Consider the following 26,815-nt stretch of genomic DNA (forward strand, 5'->3'; position numbering starts at 1 on the left):
CTCATTGCTCCACGGAAATGATGCCCAGCGTCTGATTGATCACCACACCGACTGTACCTCCGCTCGCCGTGCCGGTGGCCACGTTGCGGGTGACGATGATGGCCCGGTAGGTGAACTGCTCGGTGCCGGGGGTGTTGTCGGTGAAGGTGTGCGAGCCAGCCATGCGCGAAGTCAGCTGCGACGGCCCACCCTGCTCGTTCAGCACCTCATAGTTGCCCGTGACGTTGAAGTCGGTGATGAACTGCTCGGCACCATTGCCCACCCGCCGATAGATCGCGATGGTGGCGTTCACCGGCCCGGAAACCCCGGTCCACCGGCCCGTGTTCGCCGTGTCGGTCTTGGTCATGTCGTAGCTGACCACGACGTTCTTGGCGCGCCCCAGCGTAGAGAACGGCCCGTTGACGATCTCGGCGTTGCCGTTGGTCGAAGTGGTCTGCACAGCGTTCTTGAGCACGCCGGCCGACAGGCTGCCTCCGAAGTACCCATTGCCCTGGTTGTCGATCCAGAACAGGCCGTTCGCCTTGCTCGCGTTGGCCGGGTTGGAGCCCACACCGATCCACATCATCAGGTCGTTGGATACACCGAACGGCTTGCCGTGCACCATCATGTAGGCCCCGGAACGAGTTACCCACCTGCCACTTCCGAAGGTTGTGCTGCCCGTATTGTTGGGGTCAACGATGCTCAACACGTCAGCAACAAAGCTGATTCGGCCAATGGTGCCGTCGTTGACGGACGTCATACCGATGGCATTGCCATTCACGTCCAGCGCCCAAGTGTACTTGGCAAACATGGTCGACTGGCCGTTCTCCAGCGTCGTCGCCCGCACCTCCATGGACTGCATAGCCGTGGCTGTGTCGGAGGTGGTGACTTCATCGCTCCAGGGAGTCGCGGAGGGGCCACGCTCCAGTTTCAGGCGACGGAACGACATTACCTCGCCCGTGCCTTCGCAGATCACACCGGCCAGCAGCCGAGTAGCGTCCGGCGGCACATCGATTGGAACATTAAGCGCCTGCCAGACCCCCAGCTTGGAGCGATCGGACAGCACGGTCACCGAACCAATCAAGCCGCCGGCGTTGTATGCGCTGAGCACCAACCGTGCATTGCCGACCGAGCCATTGCGGAACACCTCTCCCGACAGGTAGTGAACGCCTGCCGTCGGGCTCTGCACGTACTGATAGCAACTGTCACTGCCGCTGGTCGGCTGGATCGCAAGGAATGGGCCGTGCGACGCATAGTTCAACGGCGCGCCGTTGGTCGGCGTACCGCCCCAGCCCGTCAGCCCATTGCGCCAGCTGGGGTTCTTCAGCATGTTCGGGTTGGGGTTCATCCCCACCGACAGATGGGTGATGGCCGAACTGTTGGCCGTCACCGAGTCCCCGAGGTTGCTGACCTGGCTGGCCAACTGCTGTAGCCCCGCCGCAGACGCTTTTCCCTCCAGCGCGGCATCGGTCGTGTTGAGCCGCTCGCCCAACGCACTGTCGCGAGCGACACTGGCCTGCTCGACTGCAGTCACGCTGGCCGTGCTTGCCTTGCCGCCCAAGGCCGCGTTGGTGTTGTCGAGGCGCTGGGACAAGGCCGCGTCCGCCTCCGCCAGCGCGTTAATCTGGCTGGCCACTTGCCCTGCGCTGGCAGCCTGGCCACCATCTGCCGGAAGCTTCACCACAACGGCATCCACGCGGCTGGCCTCAGCCGCGATGTCACTGGCGTTCTTCGTGGACATGCTGATGGCGGCCGCCAGCGCATCGCCCACCGAGGTGTAGTCGCCGATGGCCTCCCACACAGCCGGATTGGTGCCCGGCTCTACGTCGACATTCTCGGCCAGCGACCGATACAGCGTTCCAGCGCGGCGCACGAAGTCGCCGGCCGAGTAGGTCGTGCCGGCCGCCCATTCGTCGGCGCCGACAATGTCCTCCAGGATGCCGTTGAGCGCGGCGACCTGCTCGTCGGTGTACTGACGTGCCTTGCCCACGGCTTCGTTCACTGCGGCCACGTCGCCGGCCAGTCGATCGATGATCTCCTGCCCCACCCGCTGGTTCGCCCGCTCCGCCTCTTCCCACGTCTCCTGCATCTGCTCGCCGAGGTTGTTTCCCAGCGTCTTGACCACCACGCGCATGCCGGTGGAGAGCTCGCCCGAGGTGTTCACGCTGCGGCAGGCAAACGTCCAATCCCCCGATTCCGGAATGACCGCTTCGAAGGGCGCCGTGTGGTAGCCGGTTTCGCCAACGGGCGTCATCGCATTCCAGTCCGGGCTCATGTCCTTTCCCGGCATGTAGCGGATCTCGACGCCGGCAAAGTCTGCCGACCGCGTTGTGTCGCCCAGCCAGCCCCAGGTGTAAAGCCGCACACCGCCGCTGCGTTCTTCCACGTCGAACAGGTCCACCAGCACCGGCGGCACATCGGCGCCCTGCGTGGCATAGGTCACCGTCACCGCCACGCCGGCCTGCCCGTCAGGGCTGTAGGGCCGCACGGTGATCGGATACACGCCGGCACGCGGAATGCGCCAGACGGCCGAGCGCGTGGTGGTCGAGGCGACCTGCTCCAGCTCCGAATTCTGGTCCAGGTCCGACAGCACGCGGATCTCGCCCACCGGCCCGGTGATATCGAACGAAGCCTGCAGCTCGGAGAACACCGTGTCACCCTGCACCACCTGGCGCTCGGTAATCCGCAGGTTGCTGGCAACCGGCCGGCTGCCCAGCTGGGAGCCGTTTTCCGGCGGGATGTACTCGCCGGTCTTCACGTAATGCCAGTATTCCGGGCCCTCGGCCACCACGTCGACCGCGGCGCCCTTGAGGTCGTTCTCCGGCTGAATGCCTACCACCCGCACGCGGTAGCCCGGCGTCTGCTTGAAATCGTAGATCCAGATCGTGTCCCATGCCGGGTTGCTGTCGGTGTTTCCCGGCAGCTCGGCATCGGTCGGCCAGGGATCGGCCAGCTGCAGCTGGTCGCTCTCACCGGTGAAGGGCACGACCCGCAGGACGCGGTACACCCGCTCGCCAGGAATGCGAAGGCCGATGTAGGCGCTGCCCTGCGCGGGCGCAGGCACCGGCACGTCGAGCTGCAGCGTCACGACTCGCCCCGGCCCCATCGATGCGGACAGCACCTGGCCGCCAAAGCCCCATTGCGTCAGGTCGTGCTGCAGCGCCAGCACCGACATGCGGCCGTAGGCCAGGTGCTCGATATCGGTGCTGTAGCTGATCGACTTGTACTGGTACAGGCTCTGCGCCAGATGCCACCGGGCCAGCATGGCGGCATGCGCCTCGCTGGTGACGCCCTCGCCGGTCACCTGTGCCGGGTTGAGCATGGTCGTCACGCCTGGCGCAGGCACGCGCAGGGTCTTTGCCTCCCACGTGGCACGGTCCAGGTAGCTGTACTCGATGCCGTCGGCGCCGTTGGCCAGCGTGTACTCGACCTGGAACTGCCCCTTCTTGATCGTGGCCATGTTGACCACACCCGAGAGCGGCTGCTCATCGGCGGCCCACACCACGGCCAGACGGCCCTTCGGCCATGCGATCTGGCCGAAGCCGGCCAGCGCGACCGCGTCCATCACCGCCTGGTGGTTGCGCTTCTCGGCTACCTGGTAGTCGTAGCTGAAGCCATTGGCCGCGCAGTGCAGCATGAAGGCCTTGAGCGCCTCCACGTCGATCTGGCTGTCGGGCAGGCCCATGCCGGCAATCCGAACGCCCTGCGGCGACTTGATGCCGCGGGCATAGGCCAGGATCTGCGCGCCGGGGTTGCTGCTTTCCTCGGTGACCCAGCCGATGGCGTCGCCCTTCCACACCGGGATCGGGAAGGAATGTGCAACACAGCGCAGCTCGTCGGGGCTGCCGTTGAGCTGCCCGGACGCCTTCATGCGGATGCCGATGCGCGGGATGCCGTCATAACTGGCCGTGTCAGGCAGCACACTGACCAAGTTGGTCCAGCTGAAGCTGGCCTGCGCGTTGTTCCCGTCGGTGTTCAGGCCCGCAGTGCGGACCCGCACTTCGTACTGGCCGGCCGGAACATCGAGGCCATAGGTCGCGCGCCGGGACTTCTGCGTCCGACCGGCCACGGTGTAGTTGCCGAACACACGCCAGCCGCTCTCGCCCACTGCGCGGTACTGGATCTGGATCTGCTCGCGGTTCTCGTAGTCGCGGCCCTTCTTGTCCGCATCGAAGATGCGGAAATCCATGTTCACCTGCAGGCGGATCGCGCCGGCGGAGCTGGTGCGCTGAACCCAGTTGCTGGGCGTGTGCTTGGGGTCGCTGCTGGTGTCCAGGATCACACCACCGTCGACGCTGCCAGAGTTGCTGTACAGCGGAATGGCCTCATCCGGCATGCTGGGGAAGCCGCTGTGCCAGACCTGCACCCCCTCATAGCTGCTCAGCAGGGCGTCACCGTTGTACAGCTCGTCCACGCGGGCCACGTTGAGCCCCGGAGTCAGCACAAGCGACAGGTACTGCTCGTCACCCTCATAGTTCATGTACGGCTTGCTGGCCACGTCCGGCGCGATGCGCACCGTACCGAGCACGAACGACAGCGGCTCATAGGCACGCATCCGATTGCGGGGCGCCGAAATGGAGAAGAGTGTGTCGGCCGGAGCCGAGGCAGCAGCGCTGGGCAGCTTGGGACCGAGAACCTTGTTGATCAGCAGGCTGCCGGCAGCGTAGACAGCCGCGCGCGCAAGCGTCGTACCCAACACCGTGGAGGTGCCGATGCTGAAACCTGCAATGGCTGCACCGCCCAACGTGAAGTAAGCCAGTGCGACCTGGGCCACCAGCCGGATCGCGCTCTTACCGACCACGCCCCGGATCTCGATCACCTGGCCATGCTTCGGGTAAACGTTGCTCCACAGATGCCGCTCAACCGACCGGCCGCCGATAGTTACGAGCCACGCCTGCCCGCCCAGACCTTCCACATGGCGCTCAAGGAAGGCATACAGGCTCTCACCCGGGCGCAGGTCGGCCTGCAGGTTGCGTTGTCCATCCAGCATCACCGGATGCGGGGTGATGATCAGACGGCCGGCATCGGTAGGCGTGTGCATCAGGCCCATGCGTAGTAACCCTCGATTCGCAGCCCAAAGTCGGGCAGATCGCGCACGCGGTGCAGCACGCTGCAGCCGTTGCGCTCGTTGCTGTGAAGGACCCAGCCCTCATGGGCCAGGAAAAAGAAAACCCCGGCATGGCCGGGGTTTCGGTGTCCCTGATCGAACATCAGGACAAGATCGCCGTCTTCGGGTGGTCCGTCTCGCAGGTGCGCGTAGGGCCGCGACAGTGCCCCCAGCTCAGCCGCGCCCTGCAGCCCGCGCGGGCGACGCCCCGGTAGGGTGATCACCCTATTGAACAGCTGCAGCTGCACGAGCACCACCAGGTCGGCGCAGTCGAATCCGTCTTCGTCGTAGGGGATGCCCACGAACTTCTCCACCTCGGCCAGGCGCATCAGAAGATCCCCGGCAGAGTGTAGGGATTGGCCCGCAACGTCACTGCCTGCTGGCGTGTCAGGAAATCCACCCCGAGCTGCGCCGAAGCCGTGCGGGTATTCACCACGACTTGCGTCATCGGCAGGTCGTAGCTGGCCTCAATCACATTGGCATCTGCCCGGTCGGTGATCATGAGGCGCGCCGTCACCAGCTCCCCCGGCTGCAACCGCTCCAGGTCCTCGGTGATTGAACGGCCCACGTTGTCGAGCACCAGCTGCGCGCGCGGCGCCTGCCCGCCCACATCGTCGGGCAGCTTGAAGCCGAACGGGAATCCCGTATACACGTTGCCCTGGCTCACCCAGTCGCCCGTGTCGTTGACGATGCGCAGCACCTCCACGAACGACGGGGCGCTCAGTTCCAGTAGCAGCAGGATGCCCGTGGTGTCGTCAGTGCGCTGCCGGCGCTCGGTGAACGTACTCATCGCAGGTACTCCAGTACCAAGTCGCGCTTGGCGAATCGAAACAGCGTGTTGAGCGGCTGCAGCTTGCCGATCTTGCCACCCTGGAAGCGAGCACGAATTATCTGGCCCGTGCGGGGATGCTCAATGTTGAACCAGCCGATTCGCTTGAGGTTGTCGAAGTACCAGGCTTCGAAGTCGGCCACCGTCTGCGCCGAGCGGAACTGCACCGACGCCCCGATGGTCTGCATGACGTGGGTGTTCAGCAGGCGCTGCCGCGGCACGCCGCGTTCCATCTCGGTGCGCTCGACCGCGGGGTCGAACTCCTCACCGTAGTCCGCAAAGCGGATCTCGGCATAGCTGGGGAAGGTCTCCATGTACTCCTCGCTTCGAACAATCAATCTCATAGAAACCGGCGTGGGAACCCCGCGCCGATCCACTCAGCCCATCGCGTCCTGCCAGCCATAGCGGGCTTGGCCGACCCGGCCCCACGAACCGCCATCGAGCTCCTCGTTGCCGATCTGGACAATCAGCTTTCGGATCTCGGACCCATCTGGAAGCGTTTGCGATTCCTCTCGCTGCTGGACCTTGCTTCCGCTGTAGTTGTGGATCTCAACGGACGGTCCGCCTTGGCCACCCTGCCGGCCGCTCAGCGCAACACGAGCGGGAACCTGTCCACCGATGCCGCCAGCGTCGTAACCTCGCCTCAACGCCGCGCGCAGGGCGTGAAATGCCGATGGCCCCCCCAGTGCCCGCATGTCGTCCTGGTTGAGCACGCCCTCGCCCTTGTGGACGAGTCCGGCCGGCTCCAGTCGCCCGCCGTAACCGGTGAAGCCACCACCGTCGAACCCTGGGATCTGGATCCGCTCCCGCTGTACCGTTCCAACCGGCCCGGCAAAAGCGTTGAATCCGGCGTTGAACAGCGCTGATGTGGCTTGCTTGGCCGCGATACGAGCCAGGTCCGCAATGATCGAGTTGGCCAGCTGGCTGAAACTCAGCTTGCCGGTCATTTCGAAGTTCACCAACGCATCCTCCATTCCCTGGAATGCGTTGGTGAACGCCTGATTGCCCAGCTCTGCTGCATTGGCCGCCTGGGAACGATAGTCCTCGAAGGCACGGTAGGCACCCAACGACCAATTAGTGATCGAACTCTGACGATCCGCCTGGTACTGCGCCTCCCGCTGCAATGCCTCCTTGTGGTACTTGTCCAGCTCGTCCAGCTGCTGCGCGTACTGCTTGCTGGTATAGCCGTTGCCATTGTTGGCGCTGGCGTTGCGGTCATTCAGCGCTGACAGCCGGCGGTCGTACTCTTCCTTGAGCTGCAGCTGGCGGCGCATGCGCTCCATCTGCTCACTGCCAGTGCCGATGCCGGCCAGGTCGATCGCGTTGGCCTGCTGCTGGGTGACGGCCGCCTCGTTCAGCTCCTTCTGGAGCCGCAGCATGTCCTGTGCGGCCTTCTTCGCAGACTCCTGCGCCGCAAGCGCCTTACCCTGGGCCACCGCCTCCTCGAGCAACGCCTTGACGCGCTTCTGCTCCTCCTCGCTCAGCTTGCTCTTGGCCGAGGCCAGCTCATTTGCGATGACCACCTGGAGCTTCTGCGCCGCCGTCATGTCGTCGGTCAGGCCCATCTGCTCCTTGTCGAGAGCTATCTGCCGCTTGATCCGATCGGTGATCGATGCGTACTGGCTCTGCTGGGCTTTGCCGTCAGCGATCTCTGAACGGGCGGCCCCAGCCCTGGACTTCTTCTCATCCTCGAGCTGCTTCATCCGCTCAAAGTGCGCCTTCTTCCGCGCAGCCTCAGCATTGAAAGAAGCGCGCTCCTGCGGCGTCAGCGCTTGCACACCTCCATTATCGTTGATGACCTTGCCTTGCTCGGCCATCCATGCCGCGTACTCACCCTTGGACTTCTTGATCCACTCGACCTGATCCTTCCAACTATCAGTTCGCAAGCCTGACAACATTCCTTGGATCGCGTTTCCTGCGTCCACTGCACGTCGGGCCGCCTCTGGCAGCGCCGCCAAAAACTCCTCCAACTTCTCCTTCCCAAGCGCTGCTGCTGCCTTTGCAGCCTCGAACAACTCCGGCGTCAGCCGAGATCGAAGAACGGTCGACATTTCGTCGAACTTCGCTTGAGTCGGCGCCACCTCCTCTTGGAACTTCTTCAGATCCGCCTTCGCGTCAGCGAGGCGCTCCATGTCACGAACAATCGTGAGCCCAGCCCCCTCGCGCGTGGACGTTCTCCCTTGATCCAACAGCGCTTGATAGTTGCGGACCGCGGCCTCAAGCGCCTTCGCCCGTTCCTCCGACTGCTTGATCTTCTGCGCAGCCTCATTCCATTGTCCGATAAAGTCCTTGAGTGACACTTCACTACCGAACTTCTGAAATCTCTCCGTAACATCAGATATCTGATAGGCCAGAAGACCTAGAGACTTAACCTGCTGTGCGTACTCCTCCCTCGCTTGTTGGGACTTGCGCACCATATCCATGTACGCAATGCCGACACCACCAATGGCGATCGCTGCAGCACCCCACGGGCCACCAGCCAGCGCCAACAGACCGCTACCGGCACTGCGCAGTCCGCCAGCCAGCATTCCGCCGAGTGAGGATGCCGACGCCGCAGCGGCCTCCCTCCCGCGCGCCGCGGTGAGGTTGTTGGTTGCTACGGCAGCAGCCTCTTGGGCCAGGATCAGCCGCCCCTTCGCCGCGGTAGCTGCTGCATCTGCTCGCGTTCCAGACAGAGATGCTGCGTTGTACTCGCGCTGGGCCCGCTCAAGGTTGCGTTGGGCGACAACCACTGCGGCTTGAGCCTCCTTCTGCGCCCGCAGGTTGGCAGACAGAGTTGCCGCGCCCTGCTGGTGTTCTAGCGTCCGTTGTGCGGCTTCGTGGGCAGCCGCAGCCACGGCCAACTGGCCCCGAGCAGTATCCTGGGCGGCTGCAGCCTGGGCTTTCCACGTCGTGGTAAGGCGTACAGACTCCCTTGCCTGGTTGACTGTTGCGGCAGCCTCCTTGACACGCTCCCGCGCGACGCTTGCCAAGTCCGATGCCTGGCTGGATGCAGCCATCCGATCTGAAATCGGTGCGGCGACAGCGCTATATGCCTTGCCAGCACCGACGCCGACGAGACGGCCAGCGATGACACCCGCAGCCACCGTCGCGGCACCGGCGACGTTCTCCAGATTCTCGGCCATGAATCGAACGGACGAGATTGCGGCGTCGCTGAACACCCCGCCGCTGGCCTTGACCTTCAAGTTGAACCATGCAGTGGAAAGGCGATTCAGCTCTGCGCTCAGCCCTTTTGCAGCCTCCTCTGCTCCAGTGCCGGAGGCTTCCAGCGCCTTGATCATCGCCGGCAGGTACTTCTGGACGCTCAGGTCGCCGTCCTGCAGAAGCTTGTCGAAGGACTTGCCGGCAAGAGCAGTTCCTTCGTTCATCTTGGCAACCGCCTGGATGAAACGGGGCACGATGCCGGGGATGGCTTCGCCAAGCTGTTGCCGGAGCTCCTCGGCCTGGAACTTGCCCTTGCTGAAGGACTGCCCGAGCGCCGTGGTGGCTCTTCCCATCTGCTCACTGGTCAAGTGCATCACTGTCGCCGAGCGCGACAGTTGCCGGAACAGCTCCTGCTGATCCTTCATGGCTATGCCGTTCGCGGTGGCGGCCGCCGACATGCTGGTGAAGCTCTTGCCGGCCTCCTCCAGATTCAGGCCAAGGTCCTTCGCCGTCTGCGCGACGAAGCCGTAGGCCTTGTCTGCGGCTTGGGCCGACCCCGTAGCACCCATGAGGCCGTAGTGGATTTGCTGGATCGACTTCTGCGCATCCAAGAGTGCCAGCACGCCACTCTTGACCGCTTCGAAGCCTACGAAGCCAACCGCCGCCTTGTTGAGGTTCGCAATGGAAACCGCTGTCTGTGAGGCCTCCTTACGGATCAGGCCAAGCTGCTGCGTGGTGGTGCGAGCAGAATTCACCATCTCGGCGCGGTAAGCAGCGGTGTTCGCCCGCAGCTGTACGTCGATGGTTGCCGCGGTAGAAGTCATATCAGGATCCCATAAACAAGAAACCCGCCTTTCGGCGGGTCCTTAATCGGTTCAGAATTGTCGAGCAGGTGGCGTGATCACCTTGCATTGACCTGTCTGGATATAGCCCTTCTCAGGTTTTACCTGACCATTCTCCAGATACTTGTATTCATAAGTGACGCTCAGATCCACGCGATTGATTCTGGTGATCATAAGAAAAGTCTGGCTACCGTTCCTACCCCAATCATGGTAGTCGCGCCGCATATAGCGTACTTCCGTTGGGTCAAACGAAGCATCCGCGCTGAATGACCCACCCTCGGTCTGAGTCGCCGTCCCATTGTTCTCGTCAAGCGTTACTTTGAAGCCCGTTCGATCCCCTCCGCTACCAACGTAGCAGGAAAGGTAAATCGGGCTCGCAAGTGCGTTCCCGGACAGTAAGGCTGCAACTACTGCTATGAGTGCTCTCTTCATTTCCCGTCTTCCATGGTTGACGGGGGCGATGTTAGCTCAATGAACGGAGTTCCTTGCCGACGCCGCCTGGAACAGCTCGGCGATCTGCTGGGCCCTGGCCGCACCCTCGTCCACCGGCTGTGGAGGCTCCCGAACCAAGAGGAAGTCCTTCGGGCTGGTCTCGTTGCCATGGACCCTGGCCAGCACGTCGGTCAGCTGGGCCAGCATGTCCTGCAAGGGCTGGTCCAGCGGCTCAACGCGCGCGAAGGCGTACATCTCCGTCAGCTGGCGGGAATCCATTCCCGCCAGCATGTGGTCTGGATGCGGGTAGCCGAGGCGCCACGCGATCCGAAACTGAAGCCGGCGCTCAGGCCGGCTTGTCAGTTTTTTTCAGCGGCCTCGATGGCGGCATCACCCAGGGCGTTGAGCTTCTGTGCGGCGCGGAACACGCGATCGAGCGCCGCGGCCGACTTCGCACCCAGCTGGGCTACGTCCTTGTCGGTGAACAGGCGGTCGCCCTTCTCATCGACCAGGCACAGCGCCACGAAGCGGGCGCGGAAGTCCTCGGTCTTGGTCTTCTCACCGCCGTAGGTGTCCTGCTCCCACTTGTCGCGGTCGCTGGCGGACATGGTGGAGATGCGGACGGTGCCGCCCCACTCCTTGACCTCCAGGTCTTCGGTCTTGCGGTCGGAGGCGGCGAGGATCTGGCTCTTGTTCAGCAGGGTCATGGCTTACGGTCCGGTCGGAAGAGTGACGATGGTGAAGTCGCGCGGCAGCAGGTCCGCAGTGAAGGTCAGCACGGCATTGGTGCCCGGGGTCACGTTGAAGCCGGCCACCTTGCCAACGAAGGTGGCGGCGTCGCCGGTTGGCAGCACCATCAGGAAGTGCAGATCCTCATCCGGATCCGCATCGCGCAGGATCTCCTGGCCGGCCGACTTCCCCACCGGCCAGCGGTGGCCGGCAACCTGCACGGTCTGGCCGCCAGCCAGGCCGGCAATGTTCTCGACCTGCGTGGATTTCAGATTGGTGGCGTCCAGCGTGTTGGCCTGGCCACGGCCGAACGGGAAGCCCGTCAGGCCATCGACCTCGGTATAGCCGGCCGGATCGTTCGGGGTCGTGGGCGCCTCGCCCTTCTTCACGTAGAGCGCAGAGTCCTGCGCGGAGATCGCTTCGTTCTTGGCCATGGTTGGCTCCTTGGGGTAAAGAAAAGCCGCCCGGAGGCGGCCTGTTGGTTGCAGAGGTGGCGGGCGATCAGGCCCAAACGGTTACATCGAAGCTAGCGCGGTGCAGCGAGGTGTCCGCCTCATAGTCATCGGGGTTGTCGGTGATCTCGCCGACCTTGAGCAGGTCCGGAAGGCCATCCTTGAGCTGTTCAGCAAGCTCCCTCACAGGCCCCTTCTTCGGCCCCCACACATCGATCTGGAACGTGCCCCGCTCCGCACCAGCGCCAGAGTTGAGAGTGGCGTGCCGCCTGCCGCCAGCGCGCTGGTACGTCACGTACAGTGCCGGCCGGTCCTTCGGCGCAGGAAACGGGTAGAACGCCGCGGTGATCGTGCCCGCGGCTGCTGCGAGGCGAAGATCGAGGTTCATCGGCGGGCCCTCCGCATCTCGTCCTGGATTGCCTCTCCGAGGGCGTCACGCATGGTGCCAACCGCCTCCTCGGTCTTGGACTCCGCCGCCGGGCGCATGAACGGCCAGGCGGCCATCTTCGATGTGCCGTACTCGCCAAACTTGCCGTAGAAGGCCGACCGAGGCACCTCCACAGCGAACCGCATCCAGCCCTCAGCGTCGCTACGCTCCCGCACCCGGATGGATCGCCGAAGCTTGCCCTGCGCGATCCTGACGCGGTTGCGCGCGTCGTTTCGGACCACGATGGCGCCGCGACGCATGCCCTTTCGGAGCGCCCGGCGGGCGGCCTTGTCCGAAAGCTCGAGCAGGGCGGTCTCCAGCTCGTTCAGGCCCGAAATTTGGACATCGAAGTCAGACACGTCTGCACCTCGCGATAAGGTTCATTTCGTCAGGGCGTTCACCGTCGCGTACGGCGATGACCGTCATTGGAACACCGGCCCGATCCCCCGTCTGGCGCACTACCTGCCATTCCTCGGCGATATCGCCCCTGTGTCGAATGGTCAACCAGCGCAACACGGGGGCGGTGATCGATCCAGACTCGACTCCGAGGACGGCGGCCGTTCCCCGAAGGGAAAGCGGCTCATCACCGCACATGACCTCGCCTACGTTGACGAACGTCAGCGATTCCTCGCCGTACTCGTCACGTGTCTTCTCGGGGCGCTGCAGCAGAAGCCTCCAGCGCAGTTTTCCAGCACGCATCAGAATGCCTTCCTGTACCAAAGGAGGCGCTCTACGCCGAACTGGATCTCGGTCGAGACCTCGCCGACGATGACCGCCTCGCGGTTGGATACCCAGTGCCCGACCAGCAGCAGAGCTGCCTGCACCACGTCCGGTTCCAGCTTCAGCTGGTCGGGCCCGACAGGCTCACCCTCGACCAGCTTCCGGTCGCAATGCTGCTCGATATGCGCCAACGCAGCTGCCACGTACTGCTGCAGCAGGGCGTCGTCCACGTCGGCAACGATGTTGCACTGCTTGCGCACCAGTTCCAGGTCGAGGGTGACGGCCATTACGCGGGATCCTTCTTCTGGGCTTCAGCCAGCGCCGCTGCCAGGCGGGCAGCGCCCCAACGACGGTCGAACTCGACGCCTGCGGCTTCCAGCTGCTGGATCAGGAGCGCCCGCTCATCGGCACCGCCCTGGTCGGAGGTCGGCGCACTGCCAACGGTGGCATCGGCGGTGGTGGTGGTGGTGGTCTGGCCCGCACCATCGGAGCCTTCACCACCGCCCGTCTGCGTGCTTGCTGCGCCTGTCGCGCCGTCGTTGCTGGCTGCGTCGACCACGTCGCGGCCATCGCCCTGCTTGACTTCACTGGGCGCGGCCGGCTTCGTCTCCCGGGGCGCAGCGCCCTCGTGGATCTGCACTACCAGGCCCTTTCCGACCAGCGCGTGTCCGTATTCCGGATCCACGCCGTCGAAAACGTCGTCAGCCTTCACATCGGCGGATGCGGCGTTGAGCTTCGGGGCGTCACCGCGGAAGCCCCAAACAGCTTTGATCTTCATGTTCCTGCTCCGTATCGGAAGAGAGAAGCCGGCGCAATGCCGGCTTCGTTCGGGATCAGCTCGCTATCAAGCCTGCGGCTTGAAGCGTCCCTTCACGAATGCCTCGACGCGGCGCTTGGCCAGGCCCAGGCGCTCTTCGACCAGCAGCACGCGCTGGTTCTTCACGAAGTCGTCGTTGATCAGGCCGACCTTGAACAGGAAGCTCATGCGGTCGTAGATCGTGGCGCCACGCTGGAAGTTGGCGACCAGGAACTCGCCACCGGTGGTGGTGCCGTCGCCCTCGTCCATGCTGTCGGAAGCGACCACCGGGCGCCCCCACAGGATCGGCGTCACGAAGCCCTGCAGGTTGGCGAACAGGTAGCGATTCTGGCTGTCCTTCTCCAGCTCGATGTTCATCCAGTCCAGCTCGGTCATGACCGTGGCATCGGCCGCCAGCTTCGACTGCTGACGCACCTGGTAGATGGCGCGCCGCACGGTGTCGATGGACGTGTCGCCGGCCTTGGACAGGGCCGCATTGAACACCGTGGCGTCGGTCATCAGGCCCGGCAGGTTGTTGCCCAGGCCGTCACCCTTGAGGATCTGCGCCTCTTCTTCCAGCTTCAGGTCGTAGCGCAGCAGCTGCTGCAGGTAGCCGAACAGCTGCGGCACGTCGTCCAGGGCTTCGTCGGTGACCGGGATCCAGACCGCCAGCTTCTTCACCAGGTCGGTCTTCTGCTCGAAGGTGACGTTGCTCTGCGGCTTGGCCGTGCCCTCGCCGACCGGGCCGGCGCCGCGGGTGTGCAGCTTCTCACGGAAGTAGGTGTAGCTCTGGCCGGTGACGGAGATCGACGGGATCAGGTCGCGGATGCGCAGTTCCTGGCGGATGCCGGGCTGGATGGTCGGGTCATAGTTCGGAACCACGATGCCGGCGCTGGTGACCGCCTTGGTCTCCTGCATGGCCGCCAGCTCGTCCTTCTTGATCTCGATCTCTGCAGCCGACTTCTCACGGCCCATCAACGACTTGTATTCGTCGTTGCCCTTGATGAAGTCGATGAAGCCCTTCTTCGTGCCGGGCTGGTTGCCCAGGCCGATGCCCTTCTCTTCCAGCTTCAGGACCTTGTCGACCACCTTCTGGATCTCGTCGGTGGCGGTCTGGATCTGCTTCTTCAGGTCGGTGGTGACCTGGTTTCCCTTTTCGATCTCGGCCGAGGCGCTGTCGTACTTCTTCTGCAGGCCGGCAAAGCCGTCCTTCAGCTGCTTTTCCAGGCCCTCACGGATATCGCTGATGTTCTCGCTCATTGGTGCATTCCTTTGAAAATGGATTCGATGGATGTGCCGAGTTGCTGCAGCTGCTTCACGGTCTCCGTGTCCCCAATGCCACCGTCACGGTGGATCGCGGGAAAGCCGAGCGAGGCGACGGCCGCCGCCTCTTTCTGGGACAACCCCATGCGTTCGCGCAGGGCCGACTCGAAGGCGCGAACGTCGGACTTGACGCTCATCACCTGTGCTTCTGGGTTCATGCCGAAGGGGACAACCGAGCCTTCCCACAGCTCAGCCTTTTTGATGACGCGGACCCGCCGGCCTTCGCGGGTCTCCATGGCATCTTCGAGCGTGTTGAAGCCAACCGACATTTCATCCAACGTGCCGGCCTTCATCAGCTCGTACGCATCCCTGGCATAGCTGACGTTGAGGTTGACCTTGCCTTTGATGAGCAAGCCGTTGTCGTCCTGCTTGAAATCGGCGTCGCCGATCAAGCGGGTCAGATCGTGGTACAGGGCAAGGCGGAGGCGGCCTGTCCGGGTCGTCTTAACCTTGACGAAGGCGCCCGGGAGGATCAGGTCCTCGCCGAGATCCACGTTGTTGAACACGGAGGCATAGCCCTCGAAGTTGCCGGCATCGTCTGCCGCCTTGACCTCGAACGGGCAGGAATACTTGCTAAGCATTGGCGGGGTCTCCCGTTGGGTCGCTGCTGGAATCAGGTTTTTTGCTGGTCCACCGGGTGACCTGGTTGTATTGCTCGCCATCGAGCACAGGCAGGTTCTCCTTCACCCGAACCTCGTTGATCGTCATCCAGCCCGAGCCACCAGAGCCGCCAAGGGCGGTCTTGTAGTAGGTGGAGCGGGCGCCGCTGTCGGCGCGCAGCAGGCCCTCTACTACGGCCTCCACGAACATGTCCCCGTCAGCGAACAGCTTGTCGTTGATCTCGCTCTCGATGGCATCGAGGTAGGGCTTCAGTCCGAAGGTGACGAAGCCGCTGGTCTGCTGTTCCAGATTCGAGCCCAGCACCGACGTGGACCGGGCGCGGTTGGTCAGATAGAGCGGAACGCCCCAGATGCCGGCGAGCGCCTCTTCCTGGAACTGCTGCGACTCGATGAACTGGCTGTCCTTCTGCGTCAGGCCGGCCGGCGTGATCGTTGGCCCGCCCTGCAGGATGGCCATCTTTCCCAGGTCGTCCACGTCGCCCTGTCGGATATCCGGCAACTTCGCCTTGATCTGCGCCTGCTGCTCTTTGGTCAGGAAGCCCGGATAGGTGATGTATCCACCGGTGAACCCGCCCTTGCGCATGAATCGGGCCGACCAATCCTGCGCAGCGCGCGCCAGGCCGATGGTTTCAGCCTGGTACTCCACTGGCGACAGGCCAACAATGCCATCCGGACTGAACAGCTTGAAATGCAGCATGTTCTCCGGCGATACCGGCGTCTCGCTTCCGCTAATGGTCGCCCAGTAGACCAGGCCGTCGTCAGTGTCGATTCGGACGTTGTCCACACCCACCGGGATCAGACCAATCCAGGCGCCGGCGTCGTCGCGTTGGATGATGGCGAAGGCGTTTCCGCGCAGCGCCATGTTCACCACAACTGCTTTGATCAGGTCCAGCCACTTGATGTAGGGGTTGGGCTTGCTCAGCAGGCGCAGCAGCCGCCTGCGCTGCGGGCTGCTGCCTTTGACCAGCTGGCGGAGGTCACCGGCATCCTCGTAGAGCTTCCAAGGCAGGCCGGCAGCCGACTCGGATAGCACTTTCACACAGGACCAGACGATGCTCACGGTGAGCGCCTTCTTTGGCGTCACCCTTACGCCCGCCTTCGTGCTGCGGCCACCGGTGGATAGGTCAACTTCCACGTAGTTGCCGGTGGCAGGGTCGTCATACCCAAAGAACCGCCAGCTCAGCGGGTTGTACCAGCGAAAGGTCGTCATCCGATCAGTCCAAAGAAGCCGTTTTCCAGGTAGTCATCGATGCCACCGGCGTCCGGCGGCATGGCGTGTGCCGCACCGATGGCCATGCAGAGGGCCACGGCGGCGTCGATCTTGTTTGCCGACCTGGCCTTCGACAGCCAGCTGTTTCCCCAGCGGTCCGATTCGATGACGGCCGACATGATTGCGGACACCAACACTGGGTTCCGGCGCAGGCGCAGGCGCCCTTCCAACAGTGCTTCTTCCAGCAGCCGAAGCGATCCCGGCATCCACATGCCCTCCGGGACAGGTTGCCCGGACTGCTCTGCAGCCTCGACCGCGGCATCCAAGGGCTTTCCCTTCTTGCAGCCACCCTGCGGGTGCTCGGCGAAGGTCACCGACAAGCCAATGTCGTTGACCTCTTCTTCAAACCGCCGGAACGCATAGCGGTCGTACGCGACCAGCTGCACGTCATACCGGTTGTCGTACTCGGCCATGACCTGGGCCACATGCCGGAAGTTGATCGCCTGGCCTTGCGGCGCGTGCAGGTGACCGCCATTGACCCACGTGCGATAGGGCAGCTTGTCCTGCAGCTGCCGCGCATCCAGCGTGTCCCCGGGTGTCCAAGCCTCGATCCAGGCGTCGAATGTCGGCTTCTCGATGACTAGCTTCTCGCCCTCGATTTCGACCTCTACCGGTACGGTGCCGGTCTCGACCACCGCCGCCATGGCTGTGATATCGCGAACCTGCGACAGATCGAGGCCCAGGTAGACCTTGCTACCGTCATGCACGCGCGGGTCGAAGTCGGCCAGGGCTGGTTCCAGCGTCGGGCGCGTCATCCAAGCTGTCTCCGCATCGGTCCACACGCAGAAGTGCAACCGAAGAATGCCGTTCAGTGATCCGGGGATGGCCTTTGCTTGCGCCACCACGTCCGCCAGGTACTGCTCGGTGATCGTTACCCCCAAAAGGGGATTGGCCTTCGCCCAGCAGCTAGGGTCTTCCAGCGGGTCGTCGCCGTCGTCCAGGCTGCACACGTAGCTGAAGGTCCGGTCATCGATCACGTCGCCAATGAAGGTTGGATCGTTCACTGCCTCGGTATGGCCGGCGGCGACCTTGACCGCATGCTCATGCTCCTCCCAGCACACCGAGGTCCGGTCACTACCGGAGTTGGTGATCATGAAAAGCAGCGGCTCGCGGCGGAACTTGAAGCCGCGCTCCAGCATTTCGATGATTCGCCGGTCGGGAAGCTCGTGCACCTCATCGACCAGCACGAAGAACGGCCGAGGACCGGAGCCGGTGCGCCCTGTGTCGCGCGAAACAGGCCGGAAGAAGCTCGCGCTGGCGTGGTTCGCCATGCTGAACTCCCGGCCCTCGCCGCCGGCGAACTCCACACGCTTGGCCAGCAGCGGCGACTTCTTGACCATTTTTACTGCGTCGGCGAACAGGATGCCCGCCTGGTCCTTCTTGGCCGCCGCCGAGTAGATCTGCGCGCCGGCCTCGCCCGCCGCGGTCATGCCCAGCAGGCCCAAGCCACCGGCCAGCGGGCTCTTTCCGTTGCCCTTTCCCTGCTCGACGTACGCACGGCGAAAGCGGCGCAGGCCGTCCGCGCCCTTCCATCCGAACAACGAGCCGATGATGAAAGCCTGTGAGGGATGCAGCTCGAACTTCCGTCCCTCGAACTGTCCTTCGGACAGCATCAGCACGTTCTCGAAGTACTGGAAGGCGTACTCGGCTGCCGCGTGATCAAAGTAAAGGCCACGTTCGGGGCCCTGGATCAAGTCCTGCAGGTGGCGCCGGCAGGCATTTCGCACATGCGGCCCGGCGATGATCCTGCCGGCAACCACATCCAGTGCATATGCCTTAGTGCGGTCGGGCCGGGCCTGCGCCGTTGAAGAATTGCTCGCCCGCGTCGTCTTCGTCGCCACCATGCGAGACCTTCGATTCATCCACAGGGGTAGCACCCAGCTTCGAGAGGATCGAGCTGAGCGCCTGAGTTGCTGACACGCCGAATTCGGCCTTGGGATCTTCCATCCGGGCCGTCCAGAGGCACGCCAGGCGCAGAAGCACCCGGTGGCTTGAGTTCAGCCATGACATTTCCGATGCAAATTCCTTCCAGGCTCGTTTCTCGGCCGCGGTCATGGTTTTGAACGGTTCGCCCAGGGCGCGCGTTCCCGCCGGCCTCTTCCTGCCGGCGTGCCGGCCAGGGTTCTTGATGGCGGCGCCGCTTGTCGCAGCTTTTGCGACTGGCAGTCGGGGCCTTGGCATGGATTCCTCGGGGAAATACGGGTTTTCTTCGATGGAGCGCCCCGCTCAGGGGGTCGTCCCGTGAATTGTGGATACGCGTGTTTGGGGCCCAGGTCGGTCTAGCTCGCGGGCGGCGGCATAAATTCACCGCCCCTACCCTGCACCGCGTGGAACGCGCTGCCGTGGAACCGCTCAGGCGACCGGCCAGCCGTCGTCATCGCACCCTCGGACTTGCACCGCACCCCGCTCTAGGCGCGCCTGATCGACGTTGTGGCAGTCGGCGCACTGGCTGTCGAATGGACCAGACCAGAACATCTCCTCGGTCTCTCCGGCCGGATGACCGTTGGTGTGGTTGCATACCGTCGCCACCGACACGTGGCCGCGCGCCTTGCATCGGCTGCACAGCGGCTCGCGGTCCAGCTGCGCCTTGCGTGTGCGCTGCCAACGCGCCGTGCCATACAGGTGGGCGAAGGCACTGCCACCGGTCTGCCGTGTCCTACGGCCACGAGCCACGCTCACCGCCTGGCACTCCCTGCCCTTGCGGCAGATCGCAGCTCATCCTCGTTGCGCTTGAGCGATCGCGCTTGCTGGATCAGGCAGCTGATCAGCTTTCGTCTCGCAGGCCCCTGATCCATGGCAGCAATAGAATCCAGGGTGTGCAGTGCGCCAGAGGCGATGTACCGGCTGAGGTCACCCTCCTTACCACCGCGCACGCACATTTCCACACGGACAACGCCGTCGGCAGGATTGAACTGAATGGACACCACTGATCTCCATGAAGCACGACTCGTACTTGCCGAGCTGCTCCGGGTACATGACGAGTTTGAAGAGATTGCCGCAGCTGGCGACCGCCATCGATCCCTGGGTCCGGTTGAACTACAGGGCTACCGCGAGCGCTTGGTAGATCTGAAGGCGCACCTCAAACAGCGCGCGAGCACGGGCACCATCGATGGCTCGAAGCGACGGCCGACCAGGATCGAGGATGCGTTCTACGAGCCAGCGATTAGGCAGGCATCCGCCAACTTCTCTTTGCGGACGAATGCCCATCCATCGGAGTGGGTCACCGGGCTCTACGGGCCGTCCTCTGATATCTCCTACCTCGCTAGCCAGCTGCAGGAGCTGCTCAAGGAGCATCAGTAGGGAAGGTCAGAACTCCTCCACTTCCCAGCCACCGCCGTCGCGCTTGCGCCTGACCTTCACCGCGATGAAGCGGAACGGGTACATGGCCGCCGCTATCTTGATCTTGGCCCGTGCATCGTCCTGCCAGTGGCCCTTCACCTCGTGGCACTCCATGACTCCGTCGGCGGCCATGACCGCAAAGTCCGGGGTGTAGAACGTGTTGTCGGCCAGGCGCAGCTTGAGGCCCTCGAACTTGTGCCAGAGGATTTGGCCGGATGCCTCCAGCGCGCGCAGGCGCTCGGCATAGGCTGCCTCGGTCTTGTTCATCTCGCCAGTCTTCAGCCGGCCCAGCGCCAGCACGCGGCGCTCCTGCGCCGTCTGCGGTGCCATCAGTGTGGCTCCGGCACAGGTTTGCCCTGCACCCGGTCAATGGCTTCGAGCTGCGCCTCGTACTGCACCAGGCATCGCTTGCGACCATTGCTCACGTCGAACACCGCCGATGGTGGCGCCTCCTTCACCCATTTGCAGCGCTTGCGCAGTTGGGCATCGATCGGCACGTAGGTGGCCACCGGAACCGTGATGACGGCTGCCGGCGGCGGGTTCGGCTTGGTAGGTGCGGCCTGGCAGGCGACCAGCACCGAAACCGACAGCAGGAGTGAGAACCTCATGGCGCGATCCTCTTGCCGAGAGTGATGGGCGATTCCAGGGTGCGATCCTCCTGCACGAACGCAGCGGCGATCTCCAGTACCAGGTCCACTGCCATGCACCACAGGTGCAACGCCGGAACCTTCGGGCTGCCGGTCACCTGGGAATCGCTGTCTTCGCGCAACCAAGCAGGCACTCCGAACAGGCGGCCCTCGTGGGTCATCCCGGCCTCAATGGCGCTTTCCCTATCGACGTAGAGCCATAGTGGGAGCCGCATATCAGTACCCCTTCAGTGCTGGGCAGGCGGAATCGAGCAGCTCCAGCGCTGCCTTGCAGGTGTCGGGCCGCTGCTCGTAGCGACCGCGCCAAGTGACGGCCTCCCTCTCGGACGCCTCGATCTTGCCGGCCAAGGCCTGCAACGCAGCCGCGCTCTCTGCCTTCAGGGCTTCCAGCTTCTCGGCTTCAGCTCTCAGCGCGGTGGCGACTTCGGCCAGGCGCTGATCCCGGGTGTCCACGTCGGCCTGCAACCGGGCGGCATCAGCCTGCCAGTCAGCTCGGACCTTGATCACCTGGGCGCTCAAGTCGCGGATCTTCTGCTCCTTCTCCCAGGCAGTCAGCCCGGACACCATGCAGCCGAAGGCCAGCACCGCGCACACCAGCTTGACCTTGCTGCCGGGTTTGCTCAGCCACTGCAGCGCGTCGGCAGCGGCGCCTACGATCAGTGTCCACAGCGCGCGAAGGAATCGAATCACTACGTTCATGGCTTGTCGCCTCCGATGGCGCCGGTGGCTTTCTCCACCATGCGCACGTAGCCGGGCAGCAGCCGGCGGATCAGGACGCCCGAGATGCCTGCCATCGGCAGCTGCGGGGCGCCGGCCAGCTGGGGCCAAATCCATGCCGCGATAGCCACCACCCAGGCCGCAAGGACTGCGTAGGCCACGACCGCAACCGCCAGCGCGGCCCAACGAGCAGCGGTCTGCAGCAGGCGATGCCGGCGAAGTCGACTGGCGTCTGCCGCCACTCGCCCAGCGTCCTTGTCCGGGAGGATCAGCACACCGATCAGGGCGCCGGCCAATGCAAGCAGCAGTACTGACTGCGGAACGCCGAGGATGATTCGCTCGGCCTCACGTAGTGCGTCGGCGGTTGCCGGTGCCACAACGGCGGCGGTGAACGTCCCGACGACGATCTTGAAGGTGCTCACGGGCTCGGTCACGGCGCCACCGTCCCGCCGGCCTTGCGGTACACAGCCAACAGGTCGGAGAACTTGTGCTCGTGCTGGCCATAACCCGCACCTGGCAGGCTCGCCCATTCCTTGGAACACAGCGCAATCGCGTGATGAATGTGGCCGGCCTTGACCGATTCCAAAGCACCCCGCCCTTGGATCAGCCGGATACAACCCTTGTCCTGGTTCAACGGGCCGAAGTCCGCCAAACCCATCTGGCGCCGCAGGCTGTCCCAAGTGCGCGACAAGAACTGGTAGCGGCCTGCAGCCGTCGACGTCAACTTCGGGTTCAGGCGAACCAGAACACGCGGATGATCGCGGTATGTGTTGAAGAGCTTGCCGCCCACCAACACGTCATAGCCGCTGTTGTTGGTGGGCTGCCTGCCGTTGTCGGTCCCCTCGGACCAGGCCAGCATGTCGAGGAAGGCCACGACGTTCACGCCGCCAGCCTGTTGGGGAGTGATCTGCGCCATTGCGTCTCCGAAATAGAAAAGCCCCGGCTGGGCCGGGGCTTGCGTCTGGATGGTGACAAGAATGCTCGTCAATCTGCGGACCCCGCAAGTCCGCACTATGCAGCGCGATTCAGAGCCCCGGAGAAGGCCTCGGCAGCAACATGCTCGGCGCTGCGCATACGCTCCAGCATCCACTCGTACACGGGGCGCCAGAATCGCCGGTAGGCAGCTTCGTCGGCACCAATAGCCGCCCCGCGCTTGCGGCCACTCAGCTGCTCCAGCCCAACCCCTCCGCATGTCTCGCACTCAACGACCCCGCCATCCACTACAGCGGCTTGAAAGCGCAGGCCGTCGCAAGCCTTGCAGCAGCCACAGCTGACCATTTCTTCAATCACAGCGCTGGCCAGCACCCCAAGCTGCTCCATGGTGTTGTTCGGCCATGCCGCAGCGCGCGCCTCATCCAGTGCGCTCTCTGCCCGGCTCAGCTCACGCCGCTGCATATCCGTCACCGGCCCGCCGCCCCAGCCGATGCTTGCTTTGGCGATGCCGAACTCGGTCCGCGCGGTGGCCAGGCCATGCATCTGCTGGATGAACTCTGGCGCCACCAGGCCGATCACGGCCTTGCGCAGGTGCTCGCGTCGGCGCGCGGCGCTCTCCGGCCACCACAACACCTCCAGCAACTCACGGCCAAGGCCATCAGGCACGTACGCCAGTGCGGCGGCAATGTCTTGCGTAGTCAGCTCCGGCAGGCCACCACCACAGCCAGCGTCGAACCTCTGCGTGGTCGGCCCCATACGGCTTGCCAGCAATTCGCGTGCTTTGTTCGTCCTCATGCGCCTTCCCCTTGGTGGTTTGCTCGTACAGCGCGCGGTCGCGCCAGGTAGTTACTTGCTGCGGCCCTATTGAGGCCCTCTCTCTGGATCGGGTGAAGGCAGCTCACGAAGGCACCTCCGGGCGGGCGGCGAGCATGGCGCTCCAACGGCTCGTGATTGGCGCCCGGGTCGTGTCCGCTCGGTGTGCAGCCAACAGCATTTCGTCAGTCGGCTCCACCGGCACCAGCACGAAGCCCTGCGCTACCTGCCAGGCCAGGACAGCGCGCGCCGCCCGAACCTCATCCCGGGTCAACTCGGCCGGATCGCAAGTGAAGATCGATGCCAGCATCGCCCGCGCCCGCGTTTCATTGGCGTCCATCAGCCCCCCACCGGGCCGGCCGGCTCGGCCGCATAGTGCGTGATCGCAGGGTTGTCACCGCGCCAGCTGCCGAATACCGGCCGCTTGCTCACCGAGTCCCACAGCATCAGCCGGCGACCGTCCTGCGGCGCCTCGGCAATCGGGCGCCATGACAGCGGCACCGACAACGCTCCCTCAATGGCGTTGAGTGCACTGGCGGTGGTCACAACCACCTGCCTCCCCTGCTGGAAATTCAAGCGCCCGGCGTCGCTCAGCTCGAGAGCCAGCAGCTCGCGTGCCCTGAGTGCATAGCCGCTCATGCTCGCTGCTCCCAGCTGGCCGTCAGGCGCTGCACCTGCCCGCCGCGCGCCTCGAACTGCTCCACCGTCTCGGCCGGGCCATCGGCGAGCACGCGTGCCTTAGCTCGCTTGGGCCGGGACACCGTGTTGTGGTCCATCCGCCGCTCGCGTGGTTCCCGCTGGGGGTTGATCCTCGGCGCAATGGCCTTCGTGTTCCTCATGCTGCCGCCCTCAGTTCGTTGATGTAGGTCTGGTTTGCGATCAGCTCGTCATCCGAGCCATATGTTTCGTGGAACGTCCGCGAGCCATCCATCAGGCTCGGGCCGTAGATTTGGCGCATCGTTGCGAAGGTGTTGCCCTCCATCAGATGCCGCATGTGGTGCCACTTGCAGAGGCCGTAGCCCTCCATGTGGCCGCGCCGCACGTTCCCGCTCTTGGCGTGGTTGTAGTCGCAGCCGTAGACCACCAGGGATGGCTCCAGCAGCCCCTGTATCTGAAGCGCCAGGCAGGCCATGCACGGGCCCGCCTTGGCCAGCTCGATCCGGGCGCCCTCTTCCCTGGTCGGCGGTGGTGCCTTCGACCACATCAGCGCAACTCCGGGATCGGGCCCGCATACCGGGTGATCGGGATCTGCCGCATGCCATCGCGCCACACCGTCATCCCGCGGGAGGCGTACATCACCAGCGGCTTCACCCCGTAGCCATAGGCCAGATACCAGCCGGCCACGGCCACCGGCTCACTCACCGGGCGCACCTCAACGTCGAAGTGATCGGGGCTCCTCATGCCGCTTTGCCTCCCAGCAGGTCCGCGATCGCGGCCAGGTGCGCGCGGGTCCGGGCGTCTGCAGTCGGCGATGCCTCCACCGTGCCGGCCAGCAGCGCCACCGGATTGAACGCCGGGGTGGCCGGCGGCAACGCGAGATGTTCCGCGACCTGCTCATGCGTCAGCTGCCCGGCGGCCACGGCCTGCTGCAGCACGCCATCCCGGCCGGACACGTCAGCGCCGAGCGAAAGCTGGTAGGTCGCCGTGCGGTGGGCAGCGCGCGCGTCCTTCACCAACCGGGCATACACCTCTAGGAATGCCGGGCGCGCCGCGATCTTGTCGCCAGCCTGCACCAGCGGCAGCGCTGCAGCCCACGCGTCGCGGGTCTGCTCGGTCCACACCACGGTCGCGCCCTCATCGGCGGCCCGGATCGCGCTGGCCCACGCCTCATTCGGCGCTGGGTGGCCGTCTTCGATCCGCTCCAGAATCGAGGCCAGGGACAGGCGCGCTTTCAGCTCTCGACGGCACGATGCCAGCGCGCGCTCCAGCATCGGCAGCGGGTACTGCGCCAGATCCGAAACCATGAAGACGGCGGCGCTCGGACTGATCCGGTCGCCGATTACCTCGGCGGTGGCCACCAGCAACTCGATCAGACGTTCCTGCTCGAAGTCACTGAGCATTGCTGGCCCCCTTGATCTTCCGCAGCAGATCCTTTGCCTCGTCGGCCGCATTGGCGTTCGACTGTGTCTGGTCCTGCTGCTGCGCGCTGGCCTGGGTCATCTGGCGGCCGGTGGCCCACTGGGTGCGGTACGCCTCGCAGCGCGCCAGCAGCTGGCCGAGGTCGTGCAAGCCCTGCACCACGTAGCGCTCATTGACGGTCAAGAACCACGCGGCGACCGCCGGGGCCTCCTCGCGGCCCAGCCGCTGCACGATCTGCTTCACGTTGGCGTTGACCTTCGCGTTGCGGACCGGCGCCACCCCGTGACGGTCGCGGTACGCAGTGGCGTAGGCCACCCAGGTGGCACGGCAAGCTGCCTGCAACTCGGTTTCCGACTCCACCATCGGCGGCGTGGCCGGCAGGCCCGCCGGAAATGACGGTTCTCCTGACGGTTCATTGAGGGTTATATGACGGTTAGGCGGCACGGGGCGCACCTCCAGACCTGCGCCCGGTGCACCCCCTCCTGCATGGGGCGCACCCCGGGGTGCATCGGGCGCACCCCCTGCACGGGGCGCATCACCTGCGCCCGGTGCATCCCCACCCTTCGCCGTTTTCCGCTTGCCCTTCGGCGCGGCGGCATCGGCATTGAACTTGTCCGGCGTGACCGCATAGACGTTGCTGCTGTTGAACCTGCGCTCGCGAGTCAGCAGGCCAACCACCTCCAGATGATCCATGGCGGTGCGCACAGCGCGCGCAGACATGCAGCAGCGCTTTCCGATCGTAGCGATGGCCGGCCAGCACACGCCCTCGTCATTGGCCTGGTCCGCCAGCGAGATCAGCACGGCCTTCTGCGTGACGCTCAGGCCCTGCAGCGGCCAGCACTGCGACATGATGATGGTCGACATGTCAGAGCCCCAGCGACATGTTCTGGCCCGGGGCCACCGGCCACCAGGTGCAGGCCGGCTTGCCGGTGGTGGCACAGGGCGCTGACGGGCCGCGCCAGATGCGACCCTCGCGGGCCAGCTCCGGCAGACGACGGCCCAGCATGTGGCGATCAAGACCGGTCAGCGTCGACAGGTGCAGGCTGCTGTGCCCCGGATGACGGGCCACCGCGGCTTCCGTCTTGGCATGCTGGACGCGCAATGCACCGCTGGCGACAAGGTCGGCAGCAGCGGCGTGGCTGGTGTCCGGATCGGTGGAGCGCGCGCGTAGGCTGCTCATCTGTACTACCTCGTAGGGTCTTCGGGCCGTTTCAGTCCCTGAAAAGGGACCACTTCGCCGTTGCTTCGCGGGAGCCGGTAGCGGCGCCCAAGTTCGCCGCGTGCCAGCTCTGTCGCGGCCTCCTCGGGAGTGATCCCCCGCGAGGCCGCGTATTGATCAAGCTGTTTTCGCTGGTCGCGCGACAGCTGAATTTCCATGGACCCTCCCCAGGGACTCGTTGGGTCCTTCAGGCCACATCACTGTCGGGGCTACGCTGTTCCAACGCGGCCAAGCCGGCCAGCACCAGGTCACGAACGAACACCGCGGGCTGGCGCCCATTGAAGTTCGCTGCCGCATCGATCAAGGCCTTTTCCGTGTCGTTGAACCGGACCTTGATCGGGTTGTCACGAAGGTTTGAAGGGTCTGCGTACATATCCGTATGGAAGCTATTTGGAGGG

At 64.5% G+C, this 26,815-nt stretch carries 38 protein-coding genes; 1 reads left to right on the plus strand and 37 read right to left on the minus strand.

The features are described 5' to 3' along the window. Nucleotide 1 precedes the first annotated feature (1 nt). From QRO93_RS05075 to QRO93_RS05175, 21 genes are all read right to left on the minus strand, one after another. The gene (locus QRO93_RS05075; RefSeq protein ID WP_053450081.1) at nt 2-5,029 is read right to left on the minus strand and encodes a host specificity factor TipJ family phage tail protein; all 5,028 of its coding nucleotides are present in this window, start codon (nt 5,027-5,029) and stop codon (nt 2-4) included. After that, nucleotides 5,020-5,415, minus strand: a complete 396-nt coding sequence (locus QRO93_RS05080; RefSeq protein ID WP_053450082.1) for a hypothetical protein — start codon at nt 5,413-5,415, stop codon at nt 5,020-5,022. Before QRO93_RS05080 ends, QRO93_RS05075 begins: the two co-directional genes overlap by 10 nt. Then, a complete protein-coding gene (locus tag QRO93_RS05085; RefSeq protein ID WP_053450083.1) occupies nt 5,415-5,876 on the minus strand; it encodes a DUF1833 family protein in 462 nt (153 codons plus the stop codon). Before QRO93_RS05085 ends, QRO93_RS05080 begins: the two co-directional genes overlap by 1 nt. After that, nucleotides 5,873-6,229 (minus strand): hypothetical protein, encoded by a 357-nt coding sequence (locus QRO93_RS05090; RefSeq protein ID WP_053450084.1) that lies wholly within the window; start codon nt 6,227-6,229, stop codon nt 5,873-5,875. The genes QRO93_RS05085 and QRO93_RS05090 overlap by 4 nt, the downstream gene beginning before the upstream one ends. A 63-nt stretch (nt 6,230-6,292) precedes the next feature. Beyond that, nucleotides 6,293-9,883, minus strand: a complete 3,591-nt coding sequence (locus tag QRO93_RS05095; protein WP_053450085.1) for a phage tail tape measure protein — start codon at nt 9,881-9,883, stop codon at nt 6,293-6,295. A 51-nt stretch (nt 9,884-9,934) separates the two neighbouring features. After that, the gene (locus QRO93_RS05100) at nt 9,935-10,333 is read right to left on the minus strand and encodes a hypothetical protein (protein WP_148564978.1); all 399 of its coding nucleotides are present in this window, start codon (nt 10,331-10,333) and stop codon (nt 9,935-9,937) included. Between the two features lie 36 nt (nt 10,334-10,369). Beyond that, nucleotides 10,370-10,612, minus strand: coding sequence for a hypothetical protein (locus QRO93_RS05105; protein WP_238581810.1), 243 nt, complete (start codon nt 10,610-10,612; stop codon nt 10,370-10,372). Between the two features lie 80 nt (nt 10,613-10,692). Further along, entirely contained in the window at nt 10,693-11,040 is a 348-nt protein-coding gene (locus QRO93_RS05110) for a hypothetical protein (RefSeq protein ID WP_008265925.1), read from the minus strand. Between the two features lie 3 nt (nt 11,041-11,043). Then, on the minus strand, nt 11,044-11,496 hold the full coding sequence (locus QRO93_RS05115; RefSeq protein ID WP_053450086.1) for a hypothetical protein: 453 nt from the start codon (nt 11,494-11,496) through the stop codon (nt 11,044-11,046). 67 nt (nt 11,497-11,563) lie between these two features. Further along, on the minus strand, nt 11,564-11,902 hold the full coding sequence (locus tag QRO93_RS05120) for a DUF3168 domain-containing protein (RefSeq protein ID WP_053450087.1): 339 nt from the start codon (nt 11,900-11,902) through the stop codon (nt 11,564-11,566). Then, on the minus strand, nt 11,899-12,300 hold the full coding sequence (locus QRO93_RS05125; protein WP_053450088.1) for an HK97-gp10 family putative phage morphogenesis protein: 402 nt from the start codon (nt 12,298-12,300) through the stop codon (nt 11,899-11,901). The genes QRO93_RS05120 and QRO93_RS05125 overlap by 4 nt, the downstream gene beginning before the upstream one ends. Then, entirely contained in the window at nt 12,293-12,640 is a 348-nt protein-coding gene (locus QRO93_RS05130; protein WP_053450089.1) for a head-tail adaptor protein, read from the minus strand. Before QRO93_RS05130 ends, QRO93_RS05125 begins: the two co-directional genes overlap by 8 nt. Next, nucleotides 12,640-12,948 carry a head-tail connector protein gene (locus QRO93_RS05135; protein WP_008267712.1) on the minus strand — a complete coding sequence of 103 codons (309 nt, stop codon included), beginning with the start codon at nt 12,946-12,948 and terminating at the stop codon, nt 12,640-12,642. Before QRO93_RS05135 ends, QRO93_RS05130 begins: the two co-directional genes overlap by 1 nt. Next, a complete protein-coding gene (locus QRO93_RS05140; RefSeq protein ID WP_187299770.1) occupies nt 12,948-13,439 on the minus strand; it encodes a hypothetical protein in 492 nt (163 codons plus the stop codon). The genes QRO93_RS05135 and QRO93_RS05140 overlap by 1 nt, the downstream gene beginning before the upstream one ends. A 66-nt stretch (nt 13,440-13,505) precedes the next feature. Continuing rightward, complete coding sequence (locus QRO93_RS05145; RefSeq protein ID WP_053450090.1) at nt 13,506-14,717, minus strand: phage major capsid protein; 1,212 nt, start codon at nt 14,715-14,717, stop codon at nt 13,506-13,508. Beyond that, nucleotides 14,714-15,361, minus strand: a complete 648-nt coding sequence (locus tag QRO93_RS05150; protein WP_053450091.1) for an HK97 family phage prohead protease — start codon at nt 15,359-15,361, stop codon at nt 14,714-14,716. The genes QRO93_RS05145 and QRO93_RS05150 overlap by 4 nt, the downstream gene beginning before the upstream one ends. Then, nucleotides 15,354-16,610 (minus strand): phage portal protein, encoded by a 1,257-nt coding sequence (locus tag QRO93_RS05155; RefSeq protein ID WP_053450092.1) that lies wholly within the window; start codon nt 16,608-16,610, stop codon nt 15,354-15,356. The genes QRO93_RS05150 and QRO93_RS05155 overlap by 8 nt, the downstream gene beginning before the upstream one ends. Then, nucleotides 16,607-18,514, minus strand: coding sequence for a terminase large subunit (locus tag QRO93_RS05160; RefSeq protein ID WP_238581811.1), 1,908 nt, complete (start codon nt 18,512-18,514; stop codon nt 16,607-16,609). Before QRO93_RS05160 ends, QRO93_RS05155 begins: the two co-directional genes overlap by 4 nt. Continuing rightward, nucleotides 18,447-18,725, minus strand: coding sequence for a hypothetical protein (locus QRO93_RS05165; RefSeq protein ID WP_053450093.1), 279 nt, complete (start codon nt 18,723-18,725; stop codon nt 18,447-18,449). Before QRO93_RS05165 ends, QRO93_RS05160 begins: the two co-directional genes overlap by 68 nt. Before the next feature lie 297 nt (nt 18,726-19,022). Next, complete coding sequence (locus QRO93_RS05170; RefSeq protein WP_080374937.1) at nt 19,023-19,349, minus strand: hypothetical protein; 327 nt, start codon at nt 19,347-19,349, stop codon at nt 19,023-19,025. Beyond that, entirely contained in the window at nt 19,346-19,594 is a 249-nt protein-coding gene (locus tag QRO93_RS05175) for a hypothetical protein (protein WP_148564979.1), read from the minus strand. Before QRO93_RS05175 ends, QRO93_RS05170 begins: the two co-directional genes overlap by 4 nt. Between QRO93_RS05175 and QRO93_RS05180 the strand changes: the two genes are divergently transcribed. Beyond that, a complete protein-coding gene (locus QRO93_RS05180; protein ID WP_053450094.1) occupies nt 19,587-19,970 on the plus strand; it encodes a hypothetical protein in 384 nt (127 codons plus the stop codon). The genes QRO93_RS05175 and QRO93_RS05180 overlap by 8 nt on opposite strands. Before the next feature lie 6 nt (nt 19,971-19,976). Here QRO93_RS05180 and QRO93_RS05185 read toward each other — a convergent pair whose 3' ends face one another. The 16 genes from QRO93_RS05185 to QRO93_RS05260 form a co-directional block, all read right to left on the minus strand. Next, the gene (locus tag QRO93_RS05185; RefSeq protein WP_053450095.1) at nt 19,977-20,339 is read right to left on the minus strand and encodes a hypothetical protein; all 363 of its coding nucleotides are present in this window, start codon (nt 20,337-20,339) and stop codon (nt 19,977-19,979) included. Further along, nucleotides 20,339-20,617, minus strand: coding sequence for a hypothetical protein (locus QRO93_RS05190; RefSeq protein ID WP_053450096.1), 279 nt, complete (start codon nt 20,615-20,617; stop codon nt 20,339-20,341). The genes QRO93_RS05185 and QRO93_RS05190 overlap by 1 nt, the downstream gene beginning before the upstream one ends. After that, the gene (locus QRO93_RS05195) at nt 20,614-20,817 is read right to left on the minus strand and encodes a hypothetical protein (protein WP_008265830.1); all 204 of its coding nucleotides are present in this window, start codon (nt 20,815-20,817) and stop codon (nt 20,614-20,616) included. Before QRO93_RS05195 ends, QRO93_RS05190 begins: the two co-directional genes overlap by 4 nt. Nucleotides 20,818-20,872: 55 nt before the next feature. After that, nucleotides 20,873-21,355: a hypothetical protein gene (locus QRO93_RS05200; protein ID WP_008267275.1), complete on the minus strand. Its 483-nt coding sequence runs from the start codon at nt 21,353-21,355 to the stop codon at nt 20,873-20,875. Next, nucleotides 21,352-21,795 carry a hypothetical protein gene (locus QRO93_RS05205; RefSeq protein ID WP_232281350.1) on the minus strand — a complete coding sequence of 148 codons (444 nt, stop codon included), beginning with the start codon at nt 21,793-21,795 and terminating at the stop codon, nt 21,352-21,354. Before QRO93_RS05205 ends, QRO93_RS05200 begins: the two co-directional genes overlap by 4 nt. A gap of 8 nt (nt 21,796-21,803) precedes the next feature. After that, on the minus strand, nt 21,804-22,289 hold the full coding sequence (locus QRO93_RS05210; protein ID WP_053450097.1) for a glycoside hydrolase family 104 protein: 486 nt from the start codon (nt 22,287-22,289) through the stop codon (nt 21,804-21,806). 95 nt (nt 22,290-22,384) lie between these two features. Further along, nucleotides 22,385-23,101 (minus strand): hypothetical protein, encoded by a 717-nt coding sequence (locus QRO93_RS05215; RefSeq protein ID WP_053450098.1) that lies wholly within the window; start codon nt 23,099-23,101, stop codon nt 22,385-22,387. A gap of 103 nt (nt 23,102-23,204) precedes the next feature. Continuing rightward, complete coding sequence (locus QRO93_RS05220) at nt 23,205-23,459, minus strand: hypothetical protein (RefSeq protein ID WP_148564981.1); 255 nt, start codon at nt 23,457-23,459, stop codon at nt 23,205-23,207. Further along, nucleotides 23,459-23,758 carry a hypothetical protein gene (locus QRO93_RS05225; RefSeq protein WP_053450100.1) on the minus strand — a complete coding sequence of 100 codons (300 nt, stop codon included), beginning with the start codon at nt 23,756-23,758 and terminating at the stop codon, nt 23,459-23,461. Before QRO93_RS05225 ends, QRO93_RS05220 begins: the two co-directional genes overlap by 1 nt. Next, entirely contained in the window at nt 23,755-23,880 is a 126-nt protein-coding gene (locus tag QRO93_RS05230; protein WP_265349061.1) for a hypothetical protein, read from the minus strand. Before QRO93_RS05230 ends, QRO93_RS05225 begins: the two co-directional genes overlap by 4 nt. Before the next feature lie 74 nt (nt 23,881-23,954). Beyond that, the gene (locus QRO93_RS05235) at nt 23,955-24,323 is read right to left on the minus strand and encodes a Ref family recombination enhancement nuclease (protein ID WP_053450102.1); all 369 of its coding nucleotides are present in this window, start codon (nt 24,321-24,323) and stop codon (nt 23,955-23,957) included. After that, entirely contained in the window at nt 24,323-24,520 is a 198-nt protein-coding gene (locus QRO93_RS05240; protein ID WP_040008728.1) for a hypothetical protein, read from the minus strand. Before QRO93_RS05240 ends, QRO93_RS05235 begins: the two co-directional genes overlap by 1 nt. Next, nucleotides 24,517-25,179: a hypothetical protein gene (locus QRO93_RS05245; RefSeq protein ID WP_053450103.1), complete on the minus strand. Its 663-nt coding sequence runs from the start codon at nt 25,177-25,179 to the stop codon at nt 24,517-24,519. Before QRO93_RS05245 ends, QRO93_RS05240 begins: the two co-directional genes overlap by 4 nt. Next, on the minus strand, nt 25,169-26,062 hold the full coding sequence (locus tag QRO93_RS05250; protein WP_053450104.1) for a helix-turn-helix domain-containing protein: 894 nt from the start codon (nt 26,060-26,062) through the stop codon (nt 25,169-25,171). Before QRO93_RS05250 ends, QRO93_RS05245 begins: the two co-directional genes overlap by 11 nt. A gap of 1 nt (nt 26,063) precedes the next feature. Continuing rightward, nucleotides 26,064-26,378 (minus strand): hypothetical protein, encoded by a 315-nt coding sequence (locus QRO93_RS05255; protein WP_053450105.1) that lies wholly within the window; start codon nt 26,376-26,378, stop codon nt 26,064-26,066. Nucleotides 26,379-26,604: 226 nt separating this feature from the next. Then, complete coding sequence (locus QRO93_RS05260) at nt 26,605-26,790, minus strand: hypothetical protein (protein WP_053450106.1); 186 nt, start codon at nt 26,788-26,790, stop codon at nt 26,605-26,607. Between the last annotated feature and the right edge of the window lie 25 nt (nt 26,791-26,815).

Origin of the sequence: Stenotrophomonas maltophilia group sp. Smal17 (assembly GCF_030237045.1) — a bacterium.
Lineage (GTDB): Bacteria > Pseudomonadota > Gammaproteobacteria > Xanthomonadales > Xanthomonadaceae > Stenotrophomonas > Stenotrophomonas forensis.